The sequence below is a fragment of the Peptostreptococcus russellii genome, from assembly GCF_900110295.1.
Classification (GTDB): Bacteria; Bacillota; Clostridia; order Peptostreptococcales; family Peptostreptococcaceae; genus Peptostreptococcus; species Peptostreptococcus russellii_A.
The window spans coordinates 67,718-90,141 of the sequence record NZ_FODF01000005.1 but is presented as its reverse complement, the minus strand read 5'-3'; the positions used below and the strand labels follow the sequence as shown (position 1 = coordinate 90,141).

Here is a 22,424-nt window from a genome sequence, read left to right as displayed (position 1 = left end):
GAAAAATATTTAGAAAAATGTGCTTTAAATAATGTTAACAGTAATTAAAGTTAATTTAAGGGAAACAACTTGAAAAGTATTTAGAATCGGGAGAAATGATGAGTAGAAAAATAAAAAATATAATAATAGAAAAAAGAAAGAATACAAATAAAGAGTGTAAAAGAAGTAAGGTTAAAAAAATTGGGAAAAGAGTAGTGTTTTCTACTTTGACAGCAACTATGCTAGTAAATGCATTGCCATTTCATCAAAGCAGTACTACTGTAGGAGCAGCTTTTGCAGCAGAGGGTAGAACTGCTGAAAATTTTGGAAGAGAAGAAGATGATATAGATCTAGCAAGATTTAATTTAAATATGGAAATAGATTATTCAGTTAAATCCTTAGAAGACAAGTTAGACAAAATATTTTCTAGTAAAAATAATCCAGAAATTGAAGAAGATATAATATATAGAGAGATAGCGAAAATATCAGATGAAATAAAAGGAAAACTTTTAAAGAGCGATAGCTTAGAAGAAATAAAAATCGAATTGAAAGAAGAGTATGAAAAAAAAATAAATGATTTGTTAGAGGATCTGATATATACATATAATTTTGATTCTAATTTATATATTATAGAAAATCCAGAAAAAGAACAATTTGAAATTATAGAGGAAAAATTACCTTTTGCTTATAATTCATTTGCTCATCCAATGGATAGTCAAGAAACTAGTCATATGGATACTACTACTTTGATGGAATCTAATGAAACTGCTCAGGATACAAACAATGTTAGGGACAATGAACACAAAGAAGGCAATGTTTCAAATAAAGTAGAAAAAATTAATATTGAAAAATTAAAAGAACAAAAAGCAATAATGGAAAAAATGAAGGCTAAGGAAATTGAAAAGGCACTTTCTAACAAACAGAGAATTAGGATAGCTGGAAGAAATAGAAGAGAAACTGCATTAGGAATATCTAGGATAAAATTTAACTCATCAAGCAAAATAATTCTAGTTAATCAAGATTCATTTGCAGATTCATTAACAGCATCTGTACTTGCCGAAAGAATGAATGTACCTATACTGCTTACAGATAGCAAAAATTTATCTCCAGAAGTTTTACTTGAAATGCAGAGATTAAAAACAAGTGAAGTGTTAATTTTAGGTGGTAAATCAGCTGTGTCTAATAATGTAGAAGAAAAGCTGAAGTCTATGAAAGTAAAGGTAGAAAGATTAGCAGGGGAAGATAGATATGAAACGTCAGCTTTAGTTGCAGAAAAGGTATATAAAATGTCAGGGCATAACAAAGGTGCTATAATTGCATCTGGTGAAGATTATCCAGATGCACTTGCAATTGCTCCAGTAGCAGCTAGAGATTCTCAGCCTATACTATTAGTTAAAAATAATGAAATGCCTGAGAAAATAGAAGATATTTTAGTATATAATAGTGTAAAAGATGTAACAATAGTAGGTGGAGAAAAGTCTGTTTCAACCGATATAGAAAATAAATTAAAAACTAGAAATCTTACAAGAATTTCTGGAAAAGACAGATATGATACAGCAACAAAGATAGCAAGTGAGAAATTTAGAGATCCACATACTATATATATTGCAACTGGGGAGAACTTTGCTGATGCACTAACAGCAGGACCAGTAGCGGCAACTACAAATGCACCTATCTTGCTTGTTAGCAAAAAGAGTTTCTCAAGTGGCTTAAAAAATTATATAGATAAGAGTAAAGCTTTTGCATTAATATTCTTAGGCGGAGAAGATGGCATACCAAAATCTTTTGAAGATCAGCTAGCTATGATAGGTAATGAAAAAACTAGAGCCATAGCAGAGATGAAGCTTGAAAAGGCTAGAAGAAATTTGCTTAATCAATTAGAGAAAATAACAATATTAAAGCCAGAAGAAAAAAAATTGATATTAAAAGAAATTTCTGAAGCAACAAATGAAAATGATATAAATGACATTGTATCAAAATTTAAGAAGTTTGAGATAGAAATAAAAAAAATGCAAGAAGAAGCAAAAAAAGAGCAAGAAAGAAGCAAGCCACAAATAGAAAATGATGTTAGCAGACAGGAAGATTTAACGAGAATAGCTCAAAATCATGATGAGAATAGTGTTCAAAGTCATGAATTAAGTGAAAGAACAGAGATGACTACAGAAATGACTACACATGAATAGAAGTAGTTATAGAAAAAATAAAAAACAAACATAAATTAGCATAAAAATCCATAGATAAAACTATCTATGGATTTTTACAGTTTAGCTAAAATTAATTTGAAAATATTGATATTATTTTAGAATACAATTTATAGAATTAATTTCTCTAGTATGTTAAAATATAAGTATTATATTGTTTTTTGATGGGGGGATACAAATGTCTCGATTTAAGAAACTGATTAATATTATATATTACTTAGTATCTATAATTCTATTGTTAGCATTACTTTTAATGCTAAACAGTAAAAATTATCTTGCACATAGGATTTTAGATGTAATAGCTTCAAATGAAATTTTTATAATGGCATTAGGTGTATTGGGAGCAATTGTGCTTTTAGTATTATTACTTAAGCTTATAGGAAGCATTTTGCAGAAAACAGATGAAAAATATTTGTATCTTTTTGAGGATGATGGGGATGTTTGTATTTCCGATACAGCTATTGAAAAGACGGTAAAAAATGCTTTGAGGGAGTTCGAAGAAGTAATAGAATATACAGTTAAAATTAAGATAAAAAATAAGGAAGAAGATTCAAAAGTAAGAGTAAAAATAAAGTGTGGATTAGATGAGAACATTTGCAAGGCAAAAGGTTATTATAACTACATAATGGATAATGAAAAGTTAAAAAATTCTACAGAGACAGAAAAAGTTGTAAATTTAGTAGAAAATCCTGTAGATAAAAAGACAGAAGTCGAAATAAGTAATTCTAACAAGCCTGTAGAAAATATAGATTCTAATCAGACCTTTAAAAAAGATATGGATCTTCCTAAGAAGGAAGAAAATCTTGCACCTGAAATAATAGATGCAATGAATGTAATATCAGGTGAAGGTGTAGAGAATAAAAATCAACTAGAAAATAATTCTGATAAGAAGGTTATTTTATCAAATAATATTGAAGTTGAAGAGAAGAACAAAGAAAAAGTTCAGCTAGTAAGCAGTGAAGAAAAATCAAATGTCATAAAAGAAAATACAGAAGTTTATGAAGCTAATAAGTTGAAAGAAATTTCTAAAATGAGTATAGATGATTTGTGTAGTACAATACAATTGTACATACATGATACTATGCAAGAATTCCTTTCTCAAAGAGTGGATAAGGTAGATATAAAATTTTATGATGTGAAGGTTAAAGAAAAGATTCATAATAAAAAAAGCGAAAAAAATGAATCAAAAAACAAACAAAAGAAGATGAATAAAAAGAAGAAAAGAGTGAATTAGGAGGTGAAGTGAAATGATAGATGGAAATTACCATATTGAGGATGTCGATGAGTTAGGAAGTTCATCATCAATAGGTAATATAACTAAAGACGATAAAACTGTTGTGAAAACAAAGGTCATCTATGAAAATAGCAACACCTCAAAGGATAATGATTCAGAGAAAGAATCTGAGTACCAAAGTTTTTTTTATGATGAAGGTGGAAATCAAGAAGATAGAGAAAACAAAAGGGAAAATAGATATTCTAATGAATTTCATGAAAAGTATAATAAAGATAAGAGAAACTTTGTAGAGGAATGGATTATCGACCTATATGAAAGAAGACCGAATACCTTAAAAGCCACTTTAGTAGGTATAGTTCTTGCACTTTTAATATTATTTATAGGTTTTTCAAAAACACTTCTTATATTTGTGGTGGTATTAATAGCAAATTTAATAGGACAATTACTGGACAGCAATCCAAGATTACTTTATCTAATAAATTTGATAAGGCAGAGATTTAGATAAGTTGGCAGTTATAAAAGTATAGAAGGAGGAGTATCATGGTATTCGATGAAAAAAATGAAGTTGTAGAATCAAACAGTGAAGTACAGCATCAAAGCAAATTAACCTTTGACGAACAGGTAATATCTAAAATAGTAATGATGTCTTTGAAGGAAATCGATGGCGTAGCAGCAGTAAAGAGCGGTGCTGGTTCATTGTTTGGAAGAGGCGGAAATGTAGGTATAAATGTGGAAGTCGGCGAAACAGAAGTAGCGGTTGATTTAAGATTGATACTTCAATTTGGAAAAAATGCAAAAGAGATATATGAAAAACTAAAATCTTCAATAGAAGAACAAGTTTATAATATGACAGGTCTTAAAGTTGTAGAAGTAAATGTGAAAATAGAAGATGTTTTAACAGAAGAAGAGTTTAAGGCTAAAACTGAGGCTTAATTTTGAATAAAAGCAGCTATACAGAGTATAGCTGCTTTTATACTAGATGGGTAAAATTGCGTTTTGATATTAAGATAATAACATATAAATATAAAGAATACAAAAAGACAATAAGGGGTATAATTTAAAATATAAGGTAAATTAAAAATAAAAACAGAAGTTTACTATTTAAATATAATTTGGCTGTATTTAAATAGTAAATAAAATTTCTGTTTCATTATTGTATTTTGAGGAGGATTTATGAAATTAGAAGAGATAAAAAACGGAATTATACTTAAAGAAACAAAGGATTTTGACCCAGTGCATATATTTGAGTGTGGACAATGTTTTAGATGGATAAAAGAAGATGATGGATCTTATACTGGTGTAGCAAAAGGAAAAGTAATAAACGTGAAAAAAGATGGGGAAAATATAGTTATTGACAATACCAATAAGGAAGAGTTTGAAAATATATGGTATGATTACTTTGACTTGGGAAGAGATTACACATCTTTAAAAAAAGAACTAGCCCAACACGATGAGAATTTAAAAAAGGCAGTAGATTTTGGTTGGGGTATTAGAATATTACAACAGGATAGTTGGGAGATGCTAATTTCATTTATAATTTCCTCTAATAATAGAATACCAATGATTCAAAGAGCTATAAATAATATTTCGGAAAAATATGGGAAAGAAATCGGTGAATATAGAGGTAGAAAATATTTTGCATTTCCTAGTCCAGAGGAGCTTTCAAAAGCATCAATAGAGGAATTGAGAGAGTGTAAAACAGGTTTCAGAGACAAGTACATATATCATACAAATAAAATGGTTATAGAAGAAAATCTAAATATGGAAGATTTTATAGAGATGGATTCAGAAGTATGCCACAAAGAGCTAATGAAGTTCAAAGGTGTAGGAGCAAAGGTTGCAGATTGTATAGCTCTATTTGGGATGAGAAAGTATGACTCTTTTCCAGTAGATGTATGGGTAAAAAGAGTAATGCAAGAATTCTATGGGGCAGAAGATATGTCGCTTCCTAAGATGAGAAAATATGGAATGGAGTTGTTTGGAGAAAAGGCAGGGTTTGCACAACAATATTTATTTTATTATGTAAGGGAATTGGAAATAGGTAAGTAGAAAAGAGGTAGTAGATGTCTCAGAATCTTATATTTTGGATGATAGCAATAATAACGCTGCTGTCTTACCTGATAGGAATAATTATAACAATGAACATACTTCTGGAGAATAGAGACCCAGCAAAGACTCTATCCTGGATGATGATGTTTCTTCTTTTCCCTGGAGTAGGTATTATAATTTATATATTTTCAGGGAGAAATATAAGAAAACACAAGCTTTTTAAAGCAAAAAAGAAAACCAAAAACCTAAGCGAAAAGAAATTATCAAAACATCTAGAGTATCTTAAAAACATAGTAAAGACACAACAGATGCTTTTGGAAAGAAAAGAACTTCTAGGCGAAGATGAAGGTGCGATAGAGGAAAGAGTAATAAATTTACTATTGAGAATAGGAAGCTTTCCATATACAACTAACAATGATGTTGAAATATATAAAAACGGACCTGAAAAATTTTCAAGATTGATTGAAGATATGGAAAATGCAAAAGATCATATACATCTGGAATACTTTATAATAAAAGATAGTTGTATAGCGAGAGAAATTCAAGAACTTCTTATAAGAAAGGCAAAAGAAGGAGTAGATGTAAAAATTCTATACGATGATGTTGCTTGTTGGAGATTTAAAATACACAGAGATTTTTTAAATGAATTAAAAGCAGCTGGTGTAAAGTGTGCCGCCTTTCTACCAACAAAACTTCCACTTTTGGGAGGACAGTTAAATTATAGAAATCATAGAAAAATAGCTGTAATAGACGGTAAAATAGGATATACAGGTGGTCTAAATATAGGTGATGAGTATATGGGGCTAAACAAAAAATTTGGTTACTGGAGGGACTCTCATATAAGAATATATGGAGCTGGTGTTCATATGTTACAGATGATATTTCTTATTGACTGGTATCTTACAACGAATGAAATTATTTCAGATAAAGAATACATGCCAGATTTACCACATTGTGGAGAAGTAGCTCTTCAAGTTGTGGGAACTGGTCCAGATAGTCAATGGGAGGATATACATTACGCTTTTTTCTCGGCTATTAGTCAGGCTAAAAAAAGAGTTTATATAGAAACACCGTATTTTATACCAGATGAAAGTATATTAAAAGCTATAAAAACAGCTGCTTTAAGTGGTGTAGATGTTAGAATTGTATTTCCACAAAAAATAGACCACTTTATAGTAAATATAGCGTCTTATTCATATTTTGATGAAGTATTAGATGCCGGAGCTAGGGTATTTTTATATCAAAAAGGATTTATTCATTCAAAAGTAGTAATTGTAGATGATGAAATGGCGTCAATAGGTTCTTCAAATATGGATTTAAGGAGTTTTATGTTGAATTTTGAAGTTAATACTTTTATATATGAGAAAAAAACAATAGAAATAATAGCAGATCAATTTTATAAAGATCAAGAAGATTCAAAGGAGCTTTTAAGAGAAAATTTCAGAACTAGAAATGTAGTTGTAAGGCTTGCAGAATCAATATCTAGATTATTTTCTCCACTATTATAAAAGAAAAGATAAAAAATTCTAAAATTAAGCTTTAGTTAAGGTTATAGAATTATACTGTTAGCAGTTGGATGAATAGAGTGCTAATAAAAATATAAAAAATAAATTAAAATATAAATTTTGGAGGGATGAATATGAAAATAAAACCTTTAGGAGACAGAGTTGTTTTAAAGGCTGCAGAAGCAGAAGAAAAGACAGCAAGTGGAATAATACTTACAGGAGCAGCTAAGGAAAAGCCACAATTTGCAGAAGTTGTAGCAGTTGGTTCTGGAGTAGTAGATGGAAAAGAAATAAAGATGGAAGTATCAGTTGGAGATAAGGTAATTTATAGCAAATACGCTGGCACAGAAGTTAAACTTGGAGATGAAGAATATATAGTAATCAAACAAGAAGATGTAGTAGGAGTTTTAGTAGATTAACATATTCCTGTAAATTATAGAGAAGATAATTTCAAAATTTATATCTTTAAAGTATAAGAACAAGATATGTAGAAGATTCGATTTCAAGAGATATTATATATATAGCTGAATACTACATATTAAATATATCAAGAAATTACTATTTAAAAAACGAAGGAGTGGTAATTAATGGCAAAGGATTTAAAATTTTCAAAGGACGCAAGATCTTCATTAGAAGCAGGCGTAAATAAATTAGCAGACACAGTAAAGGTAACACTTGGACCAAAGGGAAGAAATGTTATATTAGATAGAAAATTTGGAGCACCTTTAATAACTAATGATGGTGTAACAATAGCAAAGGAAATAGAATTAGAAGATAAGTTTGAAAATATGGGAGCACAGCTTGTAAGAGAAGTTGCTACAAACACAAACGATGTAGCAGGAGATGGTACAACAACAGCAACAGTTCTTGCACAGGCGATTATAAGAGAAGGTCTTAAAAATGTTACAGCAGGTTCAAACCCAATACCTCTTAGAAAGGGTATAAATAAGGCAGTAGATCTTGCAGTAGAAGAGCTTCAGAAAATATCAAAGAAAATAAGTACAAAAGAAGAAATAGCACAGGTAGGTGCAATTTCAGCAGGTGATGAAGAAGTTGGAAAATTAATAGCAGAAGCTATGGAAATAGTTGGTAAAGATGGTGTAATAACTATAGAAGAATCAAAGTCTATGGTAACAGAGTTAGAAGCTGTAGAAGGTATGCAGTTTGATAGAGGATTTTTATCAGCTTATATGGTAACTGATGTAGAAAAGATGGAATCAGTGCTTGAAAACCCATATATTTTAATAACAGACAAGAAGATTTCAAACATACAAGAACTTCTTCCAATATTGGAACAGTTGGTACAAAGTGGAGAAAAGTTATTAATAATAGCTGATGATCTAGAAGGAGAAGCTTTATCAACATTAGTAGTAAACAAGTTGAGAGGTACTTTTGATGTAGTAGCAGTAAAAGCCCCTGGATTTGGTGATAGAAGAAAAGAAATGTTAGAAGATATAGCAGTTCTTACAGGTGGTAGATTTATATCAAGTGAACTTGGATTTGATTTGAAGGAAGTGGAACTTCCAATGTTAGGTAGAGCTCAGACTGTAAAGGTAAATAAGGAAACTACAACTATAGTAGGCGGAGCAGGAGAAAAGTCTGAGATAGAAAATAGAGTAGCTCAGATTAAGCGCCAAATAGAAGAAACTACATCAGATTTTGATAGAGAAAAGTTATCAGAAAGATTGGCTAAGTTGTCTGGTGGAGTGGCAGTAGTAAAGGTAGGAGCTGCTACAGAAGTTGAAATGAAGGAAAGAAAATTAAGAATAGAAGATGCTTTAAATGCAACAAAGGCAGCAGTACAAGAGGGTATTGTAGCAGGTGGTGGAACAGCATTTGTAAACATTATTCCAGCACTAGATAAGTTGATAGAAGGTCTTGATGGAGAAGAAAGATTGGGAGCTAATATAATTAGAAGAGCCTTAGAAGAACCATTAAGACAGATAGCGCACAATGCAGGATTAGAAGGATCTGTAATTATACAAAATGTAATAAATTCTGATTCAGAAATGGGATTTGATGCAGCTAATGAAAAATATGTAAATATGATTCAAAGTGGTATAGTAGATCCTACGAAGGTAAGTAGAAGTGCACTTCAGAATGCAGCATCAATTGCAAGTGTATTCCTTACAACAGAAGCAGCAGTAGCAGACTTGCCATCAGAAGATGAAGGAATGCCAATGCCAGGTGGAATGCCGGGAATGATGTAATAAAAAACTAGATATTTAAAAAAGAATTGAATTATACCGACCCTAATCGTTAGACCTAAAAAATCTAAAGATTAGGGTCGGTATTTTTATGGCAAAATATATTAAAATTTGTGCGTATCATATAATAGATAATATTTTAATTTAATTTTTAGAGCAAATCCAAAAAGGCTTTTGCTGCTGGGATTGGTATTTGAAAAGTTAAAGGATATAGATGAAGAAGTAATAGTTGCACTTGCAGCTGATCACTCCACACCTTGTGAAAGAAGAGAACATAGTGGAGAGCCTGTTCCTGTAGCAATATGGGGAGAGAGTATAATAAGAGATAAAATAGAACTATACGACGAAATAGAGTGTAGTGCCGGGGGGTTAGGAAGAATCAAAGAAAATGATTTTAATAGAATACTTTTAGATTACCTTGAACTAACGAAAAAAGAAGGTAATTAAGATAAAAAAATTATTTATAAAAAGAAGAAATTCAAAACATAGTAAAACTTTAAATTAATTATACTGTAATAAAATTACACTAAAAATAAACTAACAAACATTCCAAAATAACACATAATACTAAGGGTGCCGAGACAAAATTGTTTCGGCACTTTATATATAAAGAAATCTTATTAAGATAAACTATGAATGAAATATATAAATAATAATCGTAATAGTACGAACAATACGAACTATAGTATATATAAAAACTCTTAAAATTCAATTTGAATGAAAAAAGCCAATCACTTTATAAAAAAGGAAAGTAAAGGTAAAAAGAAGGAAATAATACAAGGAAAAAATTTAAAAAAATTGCCAACATTTATTGAAAATATGATATAATAGTTGGTATGTAAAATGGGAACATTAAATTTAAAATTGAAAGGAGTAAATTATGAAACATGAAATAGTTCTAGTCATCGACTTCGGTGGACAGTACAATCAGCTAATAGCTAGAAGAATAAGAGAAAACAACGTATATTGTGAAATACTTCCATATACTGCGGATATTGAAAGAATAAAAGCAAAGAATCCTAAGGGGATAATCTTCACAGGAGGTCCAAACAGTGCTTATCTGGAAGAATCTCCAAAGATTTCAAAGGAAATATTTGAAATAGGTGTGCCTATACTTGGAATATGCTACGGTGATCAGTTAATGGCTCACCTTTTAGGCGGAAAAGTAGCAAAGGGAGATAATCAGACAAGAGAGTATGGTAAAACTGCAATAGAATACAAGGAATCACCAATATTCAATGGAATAAATACAAATCAAGTTTGGATGAGTCACACAGACTATATAGCAGAAGCTCCTGAAGGATTTGAAGTAATAGCAACTACTGGAAACTGTCCAATTGCTGCAATGCAGAATGTTGAAAAGAAGCTTTACGGAGTTCAGTTCCATCCAGAAGTTGAACATAGTTTAGATGGGGATAAGATACTTAGAAACTTCCTATATGAAGTTTGTGGAGTAAGTGGAGACTGGACAACTAGCTCATTTATAGATGATAAGATAGCAGAAATAAAGGCAAAAGTAGGAGACAAGAAGGCTTTATGTGCTCTTAGTGGTGGAGTAGATTCCTCAGTAGCAGCAGTATTAATGCATAGAGCAATAGGAGATAACCTTACTTGTATATTTGTCGATCACGGTCTTTTAAGAAAGAACGAAGGAAGAGATGTAGAAAAAATATTTAGAGAAAAATTCAGCATGAACCTTATAAAGGTAGATGCAGAAGATAGATTCCTAGGAAAGCTAAAGGGAGTAACAGAACCAGAAGCTAAGAGAAAGATAATCGGTGAAGAATTTATAAGAGTATTTGAAGAAGAATCTCAAAAGCTAGGAAAGATGGATTTCTTAGTTCAGGGAACAATATATCCAGACGTAGTAGAAAGTGGACTTGGAGATTCAGCAACAATTAAGTCTCATCACAATGTTGGTGGATTACCAGAAGATGTTGACTTCCAGGAAATAATAGAACCATTAAGAGAATTATTCAAGGATGAAGTAAGAAAGATAGGTTTAGAACTTGGAATAGATGAACAGTTGATCTTTAGACATCCATTCCCAGGCCCAGGTCTTGGAATAAGAGTAATCGGTGAAGTAACTAAGGAAAAATGCGACATCTTAAGAGAAGCTGATGCAGTTTACATGGACGAACTTAGAAAAGCTGGTCTATACACAGAAATATGGCAGGCATTTGCAACACTTCCAGATGTAAAGACTGTAGGTGTAATGGGGGATGAAAGAACTTATGCCTACTTAGTTGGACTAAGAGCTGTTGCTTCAAGCGATGGTATGACTTCTGACTGGTATAAGATTCCTTATGAAGTTCTAGAAAGAATTTCTAATAGAATAATCAATGAATGTGAAGGGGTTAATAGAGTTGTGTATGACATAACTTCTAAGCCTCCAGGAACAATTGAGTGGGAGTAGATCGAAACATCATAGAAATGGTTTGAAGTAGGGATTTTGAGCCTGTTAAAATGAGCAACTGGTACAAAATTGAGTAAAGATTTCAAAAAGAATAATCGCAGTAATTGTTCAAAGTAGCTTGCAATAAAATACAAAAAATTAGACCGTAGCTTAATTGTTACGGTCTTTTTAAGAGGTGGTGATGAAGGTGACATTACTTTCTACTGATGATTTAATACCAATTATAGTTTCTAGTATTTTATTTATATTTTTATCTACAATTCATAAAACTCTAATATCAGAGAAATATAGCTCAATTTTACAGTTTAGGGCAGAAGAAGACATAAAAAGAACAGTTAGTAGTACAGTAATAAGAATAATATATATAATATTAGGAACATATTTTCTTTATTCAATATGCAACTACTCTGAAAAACAGATAGTTTTAGGAATATTTATTGTTACTTTTTTAAATATATGGCCAGCAATAATTCAGAATCATTTATTAAAATTCAGAAATAATACTACAGAATGGTCATTATTGTTACATTATATAATTTTTGTAATAGTATCAATAACAATTTGTAAATTAACGATTACAATATTTATACCAGTTTTAAAAGGAGCTAAGTTATTTGTTTTTTTAGATAATAAGGCAATGACATTTATTATATCCCTATTTTTAATAGCATTTCCTATTGAATTAGAAAAAATTATAGATAAGCTTTTTAGAGTTGTGATTATTGAAAACGCAGATAGTTACAGAGAAGAACTATATATTTTAGAGAATCAATTAAATATGAAAAATTACTATATTGAAAAAAATAAAATTATTATTGATTCGGTTGCTAGAAAGTATGACATAAATATAGATATATTAGAAGCAATTTTAAAGTTAGAGATTTTTTATAGAAGAAGACTTTTTTATCCTATTTTTGAAAAGATATTGTGTAAATATTTTAGTAATTATGCAATAAAAAAGGATATTTCAGTTGGAATAGCACAGATAAAAATCTCTACTGCGGAAAAAATTTTGAATAAAGATTCTAGAGAGTTTATTAAAAAGATTTGCTATGATGATATGAATATAGATGTATGTGCTAGATTGATTAAATTATTAATAGATAATTATGAAAATAAAAACAGTGATTTTTATATTTATGAATTTGATATTTATCAGTATATTTCATTAGAATATCTTGGAGGATGCTTCATGAATAAAACGATGATGCTATATAGTTCTATATTAAGAGGAGTTATGAAAAATAAAGAGTTATATTATTGTGGAATGGGAGATAATAGATATTCAGTAATTATAACTAAAGAAAATATTATAAGAGAGGAATATAATAAACTAAAAAATTTTATTGACAAATTGGAAAATTCTAGGAAAATAGAAATGAAAAAAATGATATTTATAGAAAATGAGAGAATAGATATAGAAATTATATGTTATAGTAGTGAAACAATCAAAGAAATCAAAAAAAATTTAGAGAAAAAATATATCTGCAAAGTAAATATTATTTAGTAATAAGGAGTGTATAGAATTTTTTCTGTAAATTAGCCTTCTATGGCTAATTTGCCAATTAGGCAGTTAAAAAATAAATATTTGATTATTGGGAAGGCTGGCGAAAATCCAACCTTCCTTTAATTTTATAATATTACTTAATTTTTGCATGTAAATAAAAACTGCTATAAAGTCAGTTTTAAATCTAGTAACTTATGCGTTCTTCGAACATGATTGATAGCTTTCCGAATATAAAACCCAAATTTCGAATAGGGTGAGTCCATTTTTTGCTTATTTTTTCTACTGATAAAAATAAAGCTTTTTCTAGAGAAGATTTAGTCGGGAACACACTTCTATTCCTGTTTAGTCTCTTAAACTGAGCATTGAGGCTCTCTATAGCGTTTGTAGTGTATATAACCCTTCTAGTTTCTGGAGAAAATTTAAAAATAGGAATTATACAGTCCCAGTTTGTATACCATGATTTAAGGGAATTCGGGTATTTTTCAGACCATTTTTCACTAACAGAATCTAAATTTTGCCTAGCCTGTTCTTCGGATCCTTACAAGTAAATTAATTTTAGATCCGCAGCAAACTATTTCTTGTCTTTGTAACTAACGTATTTCAATGTGTTTCTGACTTGATGTACTATACAGCGTTGGTATTCAGTATTTGGAAATGCCACATTTAAGTACTCTTTAATACCTGTTAATTCGTCTGCACAAAGTATCATAATATCCTTTAGATCTCTGTTTTTAAGCTCGTTAAATACTGATAACCAGTATTTTGAAGATTCGGAATCGCCAACATAAAGCCCTAGAACTTCTTTCATACCTTCGGTCGTAACGCCTAAGATTACATAGGCAGCTCTCTTTTTTACTATTCCAGCATCTTTTACTGAAAAATGAACTGCATCAATGTAAATAACGGGATAAACCGAATCAAGAAGTCGAGATTTCCATTCTTCAATTCTTGGTATTACTTTATCAGTTATATCACTTATCATGGATTCTGATACTTCAAATCCATATATATCTTCGATTTCTTCGACTATTGTTTTAGTAGTTAAGCCAGATGCGTACATATTTATTATTTTTTGTTCAATTTCCGATATATCCCTTTGTCTTTTTTTAATAATCTTCGGTTCAAATTGAGATTCTCTATCCTGTGGAACATCTATCTCAAATTCCTCAATTGAGCTTCTAACTTTTTTACTCTTATAACCGTTTCTGCTGTTTTCAACGTCTTCATCCCTAGAATATTTCTCATATCCTAAATGCTCATTCATTTCCGCTTCTAACATATCTTGTAGTGTTTCACCCAGCAAGTCTTTTAATGCTTCTTGAATGTCCTTGGCTGTTTTTATATCATAAGTTTTTATTAATTCATTTACAATATTTTTCTTAGCTGGATTCATTGGCTCTCTTTTTCTTCTTCCCATAACAAAAGTCCTCCTATGATAATAGTTTTACCATAGAAGGACTTACAATTTTACATACTTTTTTACATAGATTCGAAAATTATTGTTTAGATAAACTGCGATTTGTTTAAATACTATCAAAATATTTCTTAGCTTCTTTTAAATCTAAATCAGTTAGATCTCTAATTTTCTTTATTGCTTCAATTTCCTTTCCAGTGTTTTTTAGATGCATAAGTAGTTCTTTATCTTTATCAGAAATATAAGTTGACACTAATTCATCATGCCCCATTACTCTACATAGCTCATTTATCTGAGCTTGCATCCTCTTTATTTGTTCTTTGTCCTTTGAATAATTTAGTGCTCCTATTACAAAAATTAAAAATAATGCACCGATCAGTATATAAGTTGTATCCATTTATTACCTCCACAAATTCTAATTTTACGAGTAATTACCCTATACTTATTTTCTACTATTTGTATTACTCTTTTTACTTATATTTCTTTAAAATCTTGACCTTTTAGGAAAAGACAGTTTCCAATCCTCTAATTCTTCATCAGAAAATTCTTAGTTATAATGCTTCTTTCTCATTCCATTTTATTAAAGAGTCATCAAAGTGAGGATTGTGAGATAAAAGGTCAGTTGATTCATCTTGACTTGCAAGTAATCTAAATTTCATTTCCTTTTTATACTCAAAAATAATATGTATTATCTCAAAAATATAATTAGGTTAATTGTCAATTAAAGCAGATATATTACATTCAAGAACATTTGCAATCTTTCTTAATTGTTTTATATTTGGGGATCCTCTTATCTTTATAATTATTCTATACCATTATAAGTTTTATTCATATAAGCATTGTACTCTTCTTGTTGCTCTGTAGTTAAATTATCATAATTATTACCATAGTCATTCATTTTTTCTTCTTGAGCAATTTTATCATAACGATCTTCGACTACTTTCATATTATAGTCTTTTTGTTCTTTACTTATTCTATTGTTGTTATGTTGTCCTTCATTAGCATTATAAGTGTTACCAAAGTTATTTTTTCGCATTTCTTCTTGCTCACATCTTAGTACATATTGGTCATATCTTTTTTGAACTTTATTATAATCGAATGCTTGCAATTCTTCAATTATATTTTTAACCTCTGTATTGTTATAACCATATTTATTACATAACTGTTCTAGTCCTTGCAAATCATCACTTTCTGTGTATTCAATTCTAACGTCACCACAGTCCATAAAGTTTTTCATAATATTATCTCTATTTTCCCATTCTTGAAAAGTCTTTCCAATTGTGTTTGCTTGTTGTTGTAATATATAAGCTTTGTCTATAAGTTTTAAACTTTCTAGTTTATTATCTTTTAAGAATTTATATAAACGTCCACTTTCTAGACTGTATGCACTTGTGTTTAATTTTCTTTTTTCGGATTTATTATCTGCTTCATTATCTGTTTCATAAGATTTTATATCACTTTCTTCATCAGATGTTTTTAAACTTGATTTTGCTACTTTTTTAGTGTATCGTTATTATCTAATACTTTTAAAGCTCCGACAGTTGTAATACTTGTTAGTGTTACTATTCCTACTACTGCTACAACCTTTTTTATAATCGCATTTTTTAACATTTTAACCACCGTTTAAACCTTTCGCATTGATAATATATTTATTAATTATTTTTATATCTCTATTATATCATGTGTTATTGATAAAAGAAGAAAAAGTAGAGGTTAGTGAAGAAGTATATAAACTTTTAATATTAGTATATATTATATTTATAGCAAGTTTGTATAAAATAGTTAGAATAGGTTGTATTAATCTATTCTAAAACTTGAGGAGAAAATTTAATATATTGGCGTAAAATTGGCGTAATTTTGCATTGAATACGCAATTTCAAGACAAAAGTTAGTTAAATATTTAAAATAAAAGCTAGTATTTGCAATTCCGTAGAATATTTCATTCTGATCAGGGACGGGTTTATCAAATGAAGTCTTATTCACATCACCTAAAAAAGAACGAATATTTCAAAGTATGTCTCGAAAAGGTAATTGTTATGATAACTCTATTATGGAAAATTTTTTTGGATTACTAAAACAAGAAGTTTATTATGGGATTGTATATAATAGTTTTGAAGAATTAAAGATAGAAATAGAACGTTTTATTAAGTATTATAATGAGGAAAGGATTAAAGAAAAGCTAGGTTGGTTGAGTCATATTCAATACAGGACAAAACTCCTATCTGCATAAATAAAAAATGCGTAACAGCTATTAAATCTGTTACGCAATAAAAGTCTAACTTTTTGGGGGCACCTCATTTTGTCGAGGCTTTTTATTATGATTACTTATATACAATGTTAATTCAATTTAATTTTAATTTCACCTGTGTCAGAGAAGATATTATCGCCAGCTTCTAAAGTTGCATTTGATAAATCAGCATCTTCAGGTATGTCAAAATATAGATTTCTTTCGATTTCTGTACCTGGATTTATACCATCAAAATTCATTGCGCTATCTGTAAATAACATAGAAGGTGTGTATGAAATATCATTATTTAGAAGTTTAAATCCAGATGTATCTAGATCAATACTTTCTTTTGAAATATTTTTAATCTTTACTTTTATAATGTAATAAATATTGTTTCCTTCTGCAGTGTATTGAAAATATCCACTATCATCTATAGATACAGATTTTTGTTTGTCCGTAGATAAAACAGTAAACTCTATTTTTTCTGTTTTTACTGTTTGACCGATTGAATACTCTATTTTTTCTTCTTTTTGGCCGGAATTAGAATTATCATCGCTCCCGAAGAAAGAGCCTATAATACTTAAAATAATGAAAATTATGACTATTGTAAAACAACCAATTCCACAACCTTTTTTACTACTTGCCATAGTAGACCTCCTTATAAATTTAATTTAATTAAAGTATAACAGAAATGTGCTTCAAGTTCCATATAAATAGACATTTTTACTTTTTGAATAAAATCAACTAAAATAAACATGAAAAGTATTTTGAATAAAAACACGAAAAAACCAAAAAAGTATAGTTTTATAAAAATTCTGAAGTGTTAGAAAAAAAAATTGCGTTTATATTTATCAGAATACTATCAATAGAAAGGATTTTGCCAATAGAAATTTTTAAAATATCTATGACTAAAGAAACTCTGTAAATGCATTTTTAAAACTTTTAGAAAAATTTTAGATATTTAATAATTAAAATCGTTGTTTATTTTTTGAATTAATAATATAATTGTATTCAGAAATTGACAATCGGAATTTATTCAAGTTCTTATAAATAAAATTAAAAGAAAACAATATTTAAGTTTTAAAGCTACAATATTTTTAATGGTAGTTTTAATAAAAATAATTAAATATTTTAATTTATAATCATTTAGTTAATTTCAAACACTATTTTTTAAAAGTTTAATTAGAAAAAATATAGTATTTGAATAATAAAATTTTTGCAGTAATTCATTTTTTAGAAAATATTTAAAAAAAAGTTAATTAGAAAAAATTGAAAAATTCATTTAAATTAATAGAATTTAATTTATCAAATCATTTATTTATGAAATTAATAAATTGCATTTTAATTATAGATTTTTTGTATAATAAAATTTCAAAAAAAAAGAACATATTTTAATAAAAGTAGTATAATTAATGTAATCTTCTAGAAAGATATTTCAATATATAACGATATAATTATCAAATGCATTTGTAATAAAACCTTATTTTTAGGCTAGCACATATTTTCCAATATTAAATCTAGATATTAAATTTAGATTTTTATAATAGATTATAGAAATAATAAAATTATTTTATTTGGAAGGAGTGTTTAATATGAAAAAGGGTGAAGGTAATCAAAGTTCATCTAAAAACTTGTCTTTGATGAGTTTGGTTATGATGAATATTGTGGCTGTTGTTAGTTTGAGAGGACTACCAGCAGAGGCCGAATATGGTTTAAGTTCGATCTTTTACTATATATTTGCAGCTATAATGTTCTTAATACCAGTATCTCTAGTAGCAGCTGAGTTGGCTTCTACATATCCTCAAAAGGGTGGAGTTTTTAGATGGGTTGGTGAAGCTTTTGGACCAAGGCTAGCATTTTTAGCAATGTTTTTATTATGGTCTGAGGTAACTATTTGGTTTCCAACTGCACTTACATTTGGAGCAGTTTCTTTAGCATTTATGAATCCGAATACAGCTCAAGCTACAGCTTTGTCATCCAATAAGCTCTTTGTATTAGCAATAGTTTTAATTATTTATTGGGGGGCAACCTTTATAGCTACGAAGGGTACTCAAGCTTTTGCAAAAGTATCTAAGTGGGGTGGAATTATAGGTACAATAATTCCAGCAATTATTTTGATTGTATTGGGATTTGCATTTGTATTTTCAGGCCAAACTCCTCAGATAGAGATCGCATGGAAGGATGTGCTTCCAGACTTTACTAAGTTTGACAATATAGTTTTGGCAGCGAGTATATTCCTTTTCTATGCAGGTATGGAAATGAATGCGATACATGTTACAGAAGTTGATAATCCAAAGAAAACTTATCCATTGGCAATATTTATTGCAGCAATAGGTACTGTAACAATATTCGTACTAGGAACATTGGCAATAGCGTTTGTAATTCCACAAAAAGATATAAGTTTGACTCAGAGTTTGCTTATAACTTATTATAAGATGTTTGAATGGGCTGGTGTACCTTTCTTGGCTCCAGTGATAGCATGTGCATTGGCAATAGGCGTTTTGGCTGGTATAGTAACTTGGGTTTCTGGTCCATCAGCTGGTATGCTTACAATAGGTAAAGCAGGTTATCTACCAAGATGGTGGCATCATACTAATGAACATGGTGTAGCGACACATCTTTTATTATTCCAAGGTATGTTAGTAACATTGTTATCAATATTATTTGTAGTTTTACCATCTGTTCAAGCTGCTTATCAGATTATGAGTCAGCTGACTACAATATTGTACCTAATAATGTATCTACTTATGTTTGCATCAGCAATTCATTTAAGATATAGTCAGCCAAATAGACCAAGACCATATACCATTCCAGGTGGAAATGTTGGTATGTGGATATTTGCCGGTTTAGGTTTTATAGGTTCCGCAACAGCTTTAATCTTTAGTTTTATACCACCAGGACAAATTAAGGTAGGAAGTCCAGTAACTTATGTAACAATATTAATAGTTTTAATGATTGTATTCTGTGCGATACCATTTATAATATTTGCATGTAGAAAGGATCATTGGAAAGATGAAAATTCAGATTTTGCTCCATTTACATGGCAGATAGAAAATGTTCATCCAGGTGTACCAAATAGCTCAGAATCTGATACAGAAGAATTAGTTCATAGACATAGAGAAGCTAAAAAACAGAAAATGCTTAAAAAATAAATGAGAGAGGCGATATTATGGATAGCAATATTATGCAGGCTATACTTAATTCTGTTGAAAAATATAAGGGTATCAAGGAAGGCAAGAATGCTTCTTATATACCATACTTAGCAGAAGTTGATCCTAATTTATGTGCACTTACTGTTGTAACTAAAGAAGGAGAAGTTTTTTCAGCAGGTGATGATGAGTATAGATTTGCAATTGAGTCTATTTCAAAAGTTTGCACATTAGCTCTTGCAATGGAGGATTTAGGTCCTGAAAAAGTTAGACAGAAGATTGGAGATAGTCCAACTGGATTACCATTTAATTCTGTTATAGCTTTAGAGCTACACAAAGATAAGCCACTAACACCACTTGTAAATGCAGGTGCTATGGCTACTACTAGTATAATAAAAGCTAACAGTAAGGAAGAAAGATGGAAAAGAATTTTAGATTTCCAAAAGAAAATGATGAGTGATAAAGTTGAGTTATCAGATGAAGTTAATAAATCTGAGCAAACAACGAATTTCCATAATAGAGGAATCGCATGGTTGTTATATTCAGCTCAACAGATGTTTTCTGATCCAATGGAAGCTTGTGAGGTTTATACAAGACAGTGCTCTACTTTAGTTTCATCAAAAGATTTAGCTACTTTAGCAGCTACTTTAGCCAATAAGGGCAAAAATCCAATTACGAAAGAACAGGTAATAAAAGAAAGTCATATTTCTCATATTTTAGCTGAAATGACAATGGAAGGTTTATATGAAGAATCAGGAGACTTTGCATATACTGTAGGATTACCTGCCAAAAGTGGCGTAGGTGGAGGTTTATTAGCTGTAGTACCAGGAGTATTGGGAATAGCTGCTTTCTCACCACCTTTAAACAAGTATGGAAATAGTGTTAAGGGAATCAAGATGATTAAGCATTTAGCAAAAGAATTAAATTATAATATATATAATAAGTAGAAGGGATGGATAAAAATGGCTTTACATGTAAAAGATAATAACGAAACTTTTGATAGTATATATGGTAGTAGAATGGGAGACTTAGAACTTCCAAAAAACAAAATGCCGGAGAAAGAAAATAACCCAGATGCAATATTAGAAGTTGTAAAAGATGAATTATTTTTAGATGGCAATGCTAGACAGAACTTAGCAACTTTTTGCCAGACATGGGAAGAAAAACAAGTTCACGAACTTATGGATATATCAATAAATAAAAACCTTATAGACAAAGATGAATACCCACAGACTGCTGAGATTGAAAGAAGATGTGTAAATATATTAGCTGATTTATGGAATCCATCAGAAGATGAAGAACCAATAGGAACTTCAGGAATAGGATCATCAGAAGCTTGTATGCTTGGTGGTATGGCTATGTTATGGAGATGGAGAGAAAAGAGAAAGAAGGAAGGTAAGCCATTTGATAAGCCAAACCTAGTTTGTGGTCCAGTACAAGTTGTATGGGAAAAATTCTGTAGATATTGGAATATAGAAATACGTCAGATACCTATGGAAAAAGATAGATTCTATATGGATCCAAAGTCTATGCTAGAATACTTAGATGAAAATACTATAGGTGTTGTATCTACTTTTGGACTAACTTTTACAGGAAAATATGAACCGATAGAAGATCTTTGCAAGGCTCTAGATGAATACGAAGAAAAAACTGGTCTTGATATAGATCTTCATGTAGATGCTGCAAGTGGTGGATTCTTAGCTCCGTTCTGTGCACCAGACATCAAGTGGGACTTTAGATTAAAGAGAGTTAAATCTATCAGTGCTTCAGGACATAAATTTGGATTAGCACCATTAGGTGTGGGCTGGGTAGTATGGAGAGATAAGAAGTACTTACCAGAAGATTTAGTTTTCCATGTAAATTACTTAGGTGGAGATATGCCAGTATTCCAGATTAACTTCTCAAGACCAGCAGGACAGATTATATCTCAGTACTATCTATTCTTAAGATTAGGTAAAGAAGGATATAGAAAGATTCATTCTAATTGCTATGATACAGCTCAGTATATTGCAAAAGAAATGGAAAGCCTAGGAATATTTGATATAATTAACTACGGAAGACCAGAAGAAGGTATACCAGCAACAGCTTGGAAGTTTAAAGAAGGAGTAGATCTTGGATTTAACCTTTATGACTTAGCGGACAAATTAAGAGTAAGAGGATGGCAGGTTCCAGCATATTCATTACCAGCTAATGCTCAGGAAGTAGTAGTTCAGAGAGTATTAGTAAGACAGGGATTCGGATACGACATGGCTTGCATCTTGGTAAGAGACATAAAGAAATCAATAGAAGAATTAAAGACTCACAAGCCTACAAAATCTTTAGATGAAAAGAATCACGGCGGATTTAAGCACTAGATTAAAATTTAAATAGATATAAAATGCTGATAGCATAAATGCTATCAGCATTTTTTTATGTAAGTATTTCTATTAAAGTTATGTAATTATTTATATTAGTATGTGTAGATATTTTGTCTTGGAAAATATATAACTATTTAGAAATTTTTCTAAATAGTTATTGTTTATTTGTTATTTTGGTG

At 29.9% G+C, this 22,424-nt stretch carries 17 protein-coding genes and 2 pseudogenes; 15 read left to right on the top strand and 4 right to left on the bottom strand.

Annotated elements, in window-relative coordinates; translation table 11 throughout:
• The first annotated feature begins 98 nt into the window (after positions 1 to 98).
• The 11 genes from BMY82_RS04510 (at position 99) to BMY82_RS04460 (ending at position 13,098) form a co-directional block, all read left to right on the top strand.
• The gene (locus BMY82_RS04510; RefSeq protein WP_180366731.1) at positions 99 to 2,162 is read left to right on the top strand and encodes a cell wall-binding repeat-containing protein; all 2,064 of its coding nucleotides are present in this window, start codon (positions 99 to 101) and stop codon (positions 2,160 to 2,162) included.
• Positions 2,163 to 2,358: 196 nt separating this feature from the next.
• The gene (gene amaP, locus BMY82_RS04505) at positions 2,359 to 3,414 is read left to right on the top strand and encodes an alkaline shock response membrane anchor protein AmaP (protein WP_091975136.1); all 1,056 of its coding nucleotides are present in this window, start codon (positions 2,359 to 2,361) and stop codon (positions 3,412 to 3,414) included.
• A 13-nt stretch (positions 3,415 to 3,427) separates the two neighbouring features.
• Entirely contained in the window at positions 3,428 to 3,919 is a 492-nt protein-coding gene (locus tag BMY82_RS04500; RefSeq protein WP_091975134.1) for a DUF2273 domain-containing protein, read from the top strand.
• A gap of 35 nt (positions 3,920 to 3,954) precedes the next feature.
• Positions 3,955 to 4,347, top strand: coding sequence for an Asp23/Gls24 family envelope stress response protein (locus tag BMY82_RS04495; protein ID WP_091975132.1), 393 nt, complete (start codon positions 3,955 to 3,957; stop codon positions 4,345 to 4,347).
• Positions 4,348 to 4,587: 240 nt separating this feature from the next.
• Positions 4,588 to 5,463, top strand: coding sequence for a DNA-3-methyladenine glycosylase family protein (locus BMY82_RS04490; RefSeq protein ID WP_091975130.1), 876 nt, complete (start codon positions 4,588 to 4,590; stop codon positions 5,461 to 5,463).
• A 14-nt stretch (positions 5,464 to 5,477) separates the two neighbouring features.
• Positions 5,478 to 6,971 (top strand): cardiolipin synthase, encoded by a 1,494-nt coding sequence (cls, locus tag BMY82_RS04485; RefSeq protein ID WP_091975128.1) that lies wholly within the window; start codon positions 5,478 to 5,480, stop codon positions 6,969 to 6,971.
• Between the two features lie 131 nt (positions 6,972 to 7,102).
• Positions 7,103 to 7,387 carry a co-chaperone GroES gene (locus BMY82_RS04480; protein WP_091975126.1) on the top strand — a complete coding sequence of 95 codons (285 nt, stop codon included), beginning with the start codon at positions 7,103 to 7,105 and terminating at the stop codon, positions 7,385 to 7,387.
• Between the two features lie 168 nt (positions 7,388 to 7,555).
• Entirely contained in the window at positions 7,556 to 9,178 is a 1,623-nt protein-coding gene (gene groL, locus BMY82_RS04475; RefSeq protein ID WP_091975124.1) for a chaperonin GroEL, read from the top strand.
• 183 nt (positions 9,179 to 9,361) lie between these two features.
• Positions 9,362 to 9,622, top strand: a complete 261-nt coding sequence (locus tag BMY82_RS04470; protein WP_242938911.1) for a hypothetical protein — start codon at positions 9,362 to 9,364, stop codon at positions 9,620 to 9,622.
• Between the two features lie 433 nt (positions 9,623 to 10,055).
• Positions 10,056 to 11,591 carry a glutamine-hydrolyzing GMP synthase gene (gene guaA / locus BMY82_RS04465; RefSeq protein ID WP_091975120.1) on the top strand — a complete coding sequence of 512 codons (1,536 nt, stop codon included), beginning with the start codon at positions 10,056 to 10,058 and terminating at the stop codon, positions 11,589 to 11,591.
• Between the two features lie 181 nt (positions 11,592 to 11,772).
• Positions 11,773 to 13,098: a hypothetical protein gene (locus BMY82_RS04460; RefSeq protein WP_091975118.1), complete on the top strand. Its 1,326-nt coding sequence runs from the start codon at positions 11,773 to 11,775 to the stop codon at positions 13,096 to 13,098.
• Positions 13,099 to 13,282: 184 nt separating this feature from the next.
• On the opposite strand, the pseudogene BMY82_RS04455 reads toward BMY82_RS04460, so the two are convergent.
• The 3 genes and pseudogenes from BMY82_RS04455 to BMY82_RS04440 all read right to left on the bottom strand — a co-directional run bounded on the left by BMY82_RS04455 (position 13,283) and on the right by BMY82_RS04440 (position 15,749).
• A pseudogene (locus tag BMY82_RS04455) lies at positions 13,283 to 14,491 on the bottom strand (IS256 family transposase).
• Positions 14,492 to 14,621: 130 nt separating this feature from the next.
• A complete protein-coding gene (locus tag BMY82_RS04450) occupies positions 14,622 to 14,909 on the bottom strand; it encodes a hypothetical protein (RefSeq protein WP_091975116.1) in 288 nt (95 codons plus the stop codon).
• A gap of 405 nt (positions 14,910 to 15,314) precedes the next feature.
• Positions 15,315 to 15,749: a hypothetical protein gene (locus BMY82_RS04440; RefSeq protein WP_091975114.1), complete on the bottom strand. Its 435-nt coding sequence runs from the start codon at positions 15,747 to 15,749 to the stop codon at positions 15,315 to 15,317.
• A gap of 688 nt (positions 15,750 to 16,437) precedes the next feature.
• Here BMY82_RS04440 and BMY82_RS04435 point away from each other — a divergent pair.
• Positions 16,438 to 16,742 (top strand): annotated as a pseudogene (locus tag BMY82_RS04435) (transposase); the annotation flags it as partial.
• A 107-nt stretch (positions 16,743 to 16,849) separates the two neighbouring features.
• Here BMY82_RS04435 and BMY82_RS04430 read toward each other — a convergent pair.
• The gene (locus BMY82_RS04430) at positions 16,850 to 17,386 is read right to left on the bottom strand and encodes a DUF4352 domain-containing protein (protein WP_091975109.1); all 537 of its coding nucleotides are present in this window, start codon (positions 17,384 to 17,386) and stop codon (positions 16,850 to 16,852) included.
• 945 nt (positions 17,387 to 18,331) lie between these two features.
• Between BMY82_RS04430 and gadC the strand changes: the two genes are divergently transcribed.
• Genes gadC through BMY82_RS04415 form a run of 3 tightly spaced genes read left to right on the top strand, consistent with a single transcriptional unit; the run spans position 18,332 to position 22,242 of the window.
• Positions 18,332 to 19,891 carry a glutamine/gamma-aminobutyrate antiporter GadC gene (gadC, locus tag BMY82_RS04425; protein ID WP_091975107.1) on the top strand — a complete coding sequence of 520 codons (1,560 nt, stop codon included), beginning with the start codon at positions 18,332 to 18,334 and terminating at the stop codon, positions 19,889 to 19,891.
• Positions 19,892 to 19,908: 17 nt separating this feature from the next.
• Entirely contained in the window at positions 19,909 to 20,835 is a 927-nt protein-coding gene (glsA, locus tag BMY82_RS04420; RefSeq protein ID WP_091975105.1) for a glutaminase A, read from the top strand.
• A 15-nt stretch (positions 20,836 to 20,850) separates the two neighbouring features.
• Entirely contained in the window at positions 20,851 to 22,242 is a 1,392-nt protein-coding gene (locus tag BMY82_RS04415) for a glutamate decarboxylase (RefSeq protein WP_091975102.1), read from the top strand.
• Positions 22,243 to 22,424: the final 182 nt, after the last annotated feature.